We start from the raw sequence: 5857 nt of genomic DNA on the forward strand, positions 1-5857 counted from the left end.
CGGGCCGGCCGGCGGACGGCCGGCGGACGCCAGCAAGGTGGCAATACTGTCACTGAGTGGCAGCATGGCCACCTTGCTGGCACTCCGACCAATGCATGGCCGCGGCTGACGCGGGCCCGGGTCATCCTGCGGGCGCGGGCTCGACCGCCCGGTCGCGCGCGGCCCGCAGCCGGCCGATCGAGCGCTCGATGTGGCTGCGCAGCAGGTGCTCGGCATCGGCCGCCCGGTGCTCGGTCACGGCCGCGAGGACGTCCCGGTGCTCCTGCACCTCGTCGCGCCACGTGGGCCACTGCTCCCACAGCAGGCTCACCGTGCCGAGCGCGGTGAGGTCCTGCAGGTCGTCCAGCGTGCTGACCACGAGCGTGTTGGGGCAGGTGGAGTAGAGACTGCGGTGGAACCGGCGGTTGGCGAGGCTGAGGCCGGCCTGGTCGTCGGCCTCGACGAACCGCGCGGCGTCGTCGAGGGCCTGTCGGGCCTCGCTCGCGTCGAAGCCGTCGGCCACCGCCACCTGCGCCGCGGCCCACGGCTCCACGAGCGCCCGCATCTCGTAGATGCGCAGCACGTCCTCCGCGCGCAGGCGGCGCACGGCGACACCGCGGCTGCGGGTGGGCGTGAGCAGCCCGGAGGAGGTCAGTGAGATCAGTGCCTCGCGCACCGGGGTCTTGGAGACGCCGAGCTGCTCGGCGATCCGCCGCTCCACGAGCACCTCGTCGGGCTTGAGCCGCCCGGACAGGATCGCGGTCTTGATCGACGCGGCCACCAGGTCGGACCGCGTGGTCGAGCGGCCCAGCGGGGGCAGCACGGGGGCCTGGTCGGGCGTCATTGTCTTGGTATACCACGGCGGCGGAGCCGTTCCGGGCCGGAGGCGGGGGTTCGTGAACCGGTCTCGTCGGTAGGTCGCGGACGGGCCCTTCGAGGGCTCGCCGAGAACCGTTGTCCCCCGAGTCGCAGCGCGGATACATTCCCCGCGTCGAAACGCTGACCCTTCGTCGGCAACAGCTCCAGAGGACGGGACCTCGATGTCAGACTCAACGGATGCCGTGCCGGGCACGCGCCACCGGACGACGGCCGAGGAACGCAAGGTCCTCGCGGGCACCCTCGCCGGCACCACCATCGAGTGGTACGACTTCTTCATCTACGCGCAAGCGGCCGGGCTGGTGCTCGCCCCGCTCTTCCTCGCGCCGGTGAGCGAGGACTCCCCGGGACTGGCCACGGTCATCGCGTTGGCCACGATCGGCATCAGCTTCCTGTTCCGCCCGCTCGGGGCGATCGTGGCCGGCCGCTTCGGCGACCGGCTGGGTCGCAAGCGGATGCTGGTCTTCACGCTGCTGCTGATGGGCTCGGCCACCGCCCTCATCGGCCTGCTGCCCACCTACGAGCAGATCGGCGTGGCCGCTCCGGCGATCCTCATCCTCCTGCGGGTCCTCCAGGGCTTCTCCGCCGGCGGCGAGTGGGGCGGCGCCGCACTGATGTCGGTCGAGCACGCACCCGTCGGCCGGCGCGGCCTCTTCGGCGCCTACCCGCAGATCGGGGTGCCGATCGGGATGATCCTGGCCACGGGCGTGCTGTGGCTGCTGTCCACCGTCACCACCCCCGCGCAGTTCCAGTCCTGGGGCTGGCGCATCCCGTTCCTGCTGTCGGTCGTGCTGATCCTCATCGGCTACCTCATCCGCCGGGCCGTGGACGAGAGCCCGGTCTTCCAGGAGATGCGGCTGCGCAAGAGGGAGTCCTCGGCGCCGCTGCGTGACCTCTTCGCGCGCAACTCCAAGCAGGTCGTCCTCAGCGCGTTGATCTTCATCGCGAACAACGCGGCGGGCTATCTGCTGATCGCGTTCTTCATCGCCTACGCCAGCGCGACGCTGGGGATGCCGCGCTCCTCGGTCCTGCTGGCGACGACGCTCGCCTCCTTCGGCTGGCTGATCTTCACCATGTACGGCGGCGCCCTGTCCGACCGGATCGGCCGGGTGCGCACGTTCCAGATCGGCTACGCCCTGGTCTTCATCTGGATGATCCCGATGTTCCTGCTCATCGACACGCAGAACATCTGGCTCTACGGGATCGCACTGTTCCTGCTGACCATCGGGCTCGGCCTCTCCTACGGCCCGATGTCGGCGATGTACGCCGAGATGTTCCCCGTCTCCGTCCGGTACTCCGGCGTCTCCATCGGCTACGCCCTCGGCGCGATCCTCGGCGGTGCCTTCGCCCCGATGATCGCCCAGGTCCTCATCCAGTCGACCGGCTGGTCGGGGTCCATCGGCATCTACATCATGGTGCTCTGCGTGATCTCCTTCGCCGCGGTGACCGCCGCCGGGGAGACCCGGGGCAACGACCTGCGGGTGGCCGAGGCCCACGAGCAGTACCTCCGCGAGCACCCGAGTGAGGCCCGGCCCCCGGGCCTCCAGCCCTGACCGCGCCCCGAGGGCGGCGCGTTCTCGCCGACGGGCGCCCGTGACCGTCCCCTGGACGCGCCGGACGACGTTGGTGCCCTTATCACACGTGCGTAACCCGCCCCCGCTATGGTCTGATCTGCGAGGGAGGTGGTCGCGTGAAGCATCGACAACCCGACCCCAACGGTGCCGACCCCGAACCAGGGGAGGCGCCGGGGACCGCGCCGCACCCGGGCGTGATCCCGACGGGGTCCCGGGTCCTGCTCCTCAACGCGACCTTCGAGCCGCTGGCGATCGTCACCGCCAAGCGCGCGATCGTCCTCATGCTCACCGGCAAGGCCGAATGCGTCGAGGCCGCCCTCAGCGGCGCGGCCTTCCATTCGGAGAATCTCACGGTCCCGGCGCCGTCGGTGATGCGGCTGTCCCGCTACGTCCGGGTGCCCTACCGCGGCGCCGTGCCGATGACCAGGGCGGGCGTCCTGCGCCGCGACGGGCGCCGCTGCGCCTACTGCCGCAAGCGCGCCGACACGATCGACCACGTCGTCCCACGCAGCCGCGGCGGCACCCACACCTGGGACAACTGCGTCGCGGCGTGCCGCGCCTGCAACTCTCGCAAGGCCGACAAGCTGCTCTCCGAGCTGGGGTGGAGCCTCGACGTGGCGCCGCGGGCGCCCGACCGTTCGGTCGCCGGCATCCTCGTGCTCGCGGTGGAGCCGCATCCGGCGTGGGAGCCGTGGTTGTCCACGGCGGCGTGATGCCGCCCGCGGCACCGTTGGCACCACAGATCAACTGGTGGCTGCCGGTGTGGCCGGTGGCGAACAACATCATGGAGTTCCCGCGGGATCATGCTATCGGTGTGAGGTTGCGGTTTCGGCGATCGAGGGTGCGAGAAGTGCGCTCTCGTGGGGATCATAAGCCGCAGCCTGTCGATTTGGTGTCCCCGACCTTCTCTACGTGATCGCGTACAACGAACCCCGGTACGATCGCCGTGTGATTCGGTCAGCACCATGAGGATGACGGCCCCGCTCGTCACACCGGTGCTCGTGGTGCTGCCGTGGTCATGGTTCCTGGTCTCCGACCGGCTCGGCGTACTCACAGACGTCCTTGCGGTCGTCCTCCCGCTGCTCGGGGCGCTCACGGTGGCGTTGGCCTGGCTCGTGGCCAGGCGGTGGCGGCGGAGGCGGGCCTACCTCGTCGGTAGCTCGGCGGCACTTGCGGTAGCGGTGGGGGTGCTGTCGCCGTGGCTGCCGGCGGACGCCGGAGCGGTGGCTCCGGGCGGGGCGGTCACGGTGGCCGGGGGCAACGTTGCCGACGTCGGCGACTCGGCGTCCGATCTCACGGACCTCGGCGCGGACCTGCTCGTGGTGGTCGAGATGACCAACGAACTCGTCGAGCCACTTTCGGCCGTCTACCCGCATTCGTACTTCGAGGACGGCGACCCGGACTTCGGCGTCTACAGCAGGCTCCCGTTCCGAGTGCTCGAGGGCCCGAGTCCCGACCTTCCCGGCCTGCGTCTCGCCGTCGAGGGCCCGGGTGGCGCTTTCGTCCTGTACGCCTTGCACGTGCCGCGCCCGTGGTTCACCGATGCCGGACCCGCCTACCAGGTCAGTGCGCCGGAGCACGCCAGGCTGGTAGAACTCGTCGCACTCCGGGTCGCCGCGGAAGAGGCGCCGGTTGTCGTCGTCGGCGATCTCAACACCTCCGACCGGAGCCGGCAGTACCGGCAGCTGACAGGCCGAGCCGGCCTCGTCGACGCGATGCGGGGCTCCTGGACGGTCCGACCTCGGTGGGGAAGTTCGCTCCGTTGCTGCTCCGGATCGACCACCTCATGGTGAGCGACGGTTGGTGCGGGGATGATGCCCGAACCACAGCGCTCGCCGGCTCGGACCACCGCGGGATCACCGCGACCGTGGGCCCGTGTGAGTCGACGCCGGCGACGGCTACAGCCTGGACAAGGCCGACCTAGCGGCGTTGTAGCCGCACATGCCGTGCACGCCGGCGCCGGGCGGGGTGGCCGCCGAGCAGATGTATACGCCAGGTATCCCGGTGGCGTACAGGTTGAGCGCGATACGGGGCCGAAACGCCACCTGCCGAGTGGTGTTGGCCCCGGTGATGATGTCGCCGCCGATGTAGTTGCTGTTGTACTGCGGCATGTCCGTCGCTGAGCGGACCGATGTTGCGACGATCCGCTCTCGCAGTCCGGGTGCGAACCGTTCGATCTGGGCGAGGACCGCCTCTGTCGCGTCGCCGGTGTACCCGTGCGGTACGTGCGCATACGCCCAGACCGGATGGAGATCACCGACGGAGCGGCTGGGATCGGCGAGGTACTGCTGGGAGACCAGTACGAATGGGCGCTCGGGCATCCGGCCCCGGTGGATCTCCTGTTCCGCGGTTGCGATCTCCTCGAACGACGCACCGACGTGCACGGTACCCGCTCGCCCACATGCCTCGTCGGTCCACGGCACCCCGCCCTCGACGGCGAGGTCGAGTTTGAACGCGCCGGGGCCATGGCGGTAGCGGCGATAGGCCCGGCGGACCCGCGTCGGGAGCCGGTCACCTGCAATATCGGCAACGGCGCTCGGGGCCAGGTCGAGTAGCACGACGTCGGCAGGAGAGAGCTCGGCCAGCGAGCGGACCCGAACGCCGGTCTCGATCGTGCCGCCGTGGTCGGCCAGCTCGGCCGCGAGCGCGTCGCTGATCGCGCGGGACCCGCCACGCGCAACCGGCCATCCGTGACGATGACCCGCAGCGGCGAGGATCAGGCCGACGGCCGCAGTCGTCGGGCGGTCCAGCGGGTGGATGGCGTGCGCAGCGATCCCGGCGAACAGCGCACGAGGCGCGCCCGTGGTCCAGCGGGCCGCGACGCCGGCGGCGGACAGGAGTGCGCGCACCCCGAACCGGGACAGGGGGATCGGATGGCGGGGAAGGTGCACCACCGGACGCATGAGGTCCTCGGCGAGAGTGTCGAACTGTGCGACGAGCGGCCCGAAGAGGCGATGCCAGGCAGGTCCGTCCGGGCCGAGGCGCGCGGCGGTCTCGTCGACCGAACGGAGGAGGACGGCGGCGTCGCCCGCGGGGAGAGGGTGGGCGAGGTCGATCTCGGAACGGAGCCACTCCAGGCCGTGCCGTTCCAGGCCGAGTTCGCGTAGGTACGGGGACCCGACGGCCATCGGGTGTACGGCCGAGCAGTGGTCGTGCAGCAGGCCCGGCACTGTCAGCTCACCGGTCCGCGTGCCACCGCCGACCTCGTCGGACGCTTCGAGCACGGTGACACGCAGCCCACCCCGCGCGAGGGCGACGGCTCCGGTCAGTCCGTTGGGGCCGGCCCCGACGACGATCGCGTCGCCCATCGGAGAGCCTCCCTTCTCCGGTGGACCGCCCGTGATCCGGTCGGTGCTCCACGCCTCGGAGGCTCCGGCGCCCCCGATCCGCCGGCGGGCGCCGGTAACGGCCGTACACCGGCGGGCGGG

5 protein-coding genes are annotated in these 5857 nt (G+C 71.1%); 3 read left to right on the plus strand and 2 right to left on the minus strand.

Annotated features, from left to right (window positions below):
- Positions 1 to 121: 121 nt before the first annotated feature.
- Entirely contained in the window at positions 122 to 823 is a 702-nt protein-coding gene (locus KME75_RS39405; RefSeq protein WP_219420092.1) for a GntR family transcriptional regulator, read from the minus strand.
- Positions 824 to 1019: 196 nt separating this feature from the next.
- On the opposite strand from KME75_RS39405, the gene KME75_RS39410 reads away from it, so the two are divergent.
- The 3 genes from KME75_RS39410 (at position 1020) to KME75_RS39420 (ending at position 4222) form a co-directional block, all read left to right on the plus strand.
- Entirely contained in the window at positions 1020 to 2408 is a 1389-nt protein-coding gene (locus tag KME75_RS39410; protein WP_219420093.1) for an MFS transporter, read from the plus strand.
- Between the two features lie 137 nt (positions 2409 to 2545).
- Complete coding sequence (locus tag KME75_RS39415) at positions 2546 to 3142, plus strand: HNH endonuclease (protein ID WP_219420095.1); 597 nt, start codon at positions 2546 to 2548, stop codon at positions 3140 to 3142.
- Positions 3143 to 3394: 252 nt separating this feature from the next.
- Positions 3395 to 4222 (plus strand): endonuclease/exonuclease/phosphatase family protein, encoded by an 828-nt coding sequence (locus tag KME75_RS39420; protein WP_219420097.1) that lies wholly within the window; start codon positions 3395 to 3397, stop codon positions 4220 to 4222.
- 105 nt (positions 4223 to 4327) lie between these two features.
- Here KME75_RS39420 and KME75_RS39425 read toward each other — a convergent pair.
- A partial coding sequence (locus tag KME75_RS39425) for a phytoene desaturase family protein (RefSeq protein WP_308283472.1) occupies positions 4328 to 5857 on the minus strand: 1530 nt, incomplete at its 5' end.

Source organism: Pseudonocardia nigra (assembly GCF_019396355.1).
Taxonomy (GTDB): Bacteria; Actinomycetota; Actinomycetes; order Mycobacteriales; family Pseudonocardiaceae; genus Pseudonocardia; species Pseudonocardia nigra.

Bases quoted from the DNA above. Each gene is read 5' to 3' on its own strand.
- KME75_RS39405 (WP_219420092.1), bottom strand. From the start codon at position 823: ATGACGCCCGACCAGGCCCCCGTGCTGCCCCCGCTGGGCCGCTCGACC.
- KME75_RS39410 (WP_219420093.1), top strand. From the start codon at position 1,020: ATGTCAGACTCAACGGATGCCGTGCCGGGCACGCGCCACCGGACGACG.
- KME75_RS39420 (WP_219420097.1), top strand. From the start codon at position 3,395: ATGAGGATGACGGCCCCGCTCGTCACACCGGTGCTCGTGGTGCTGCCG.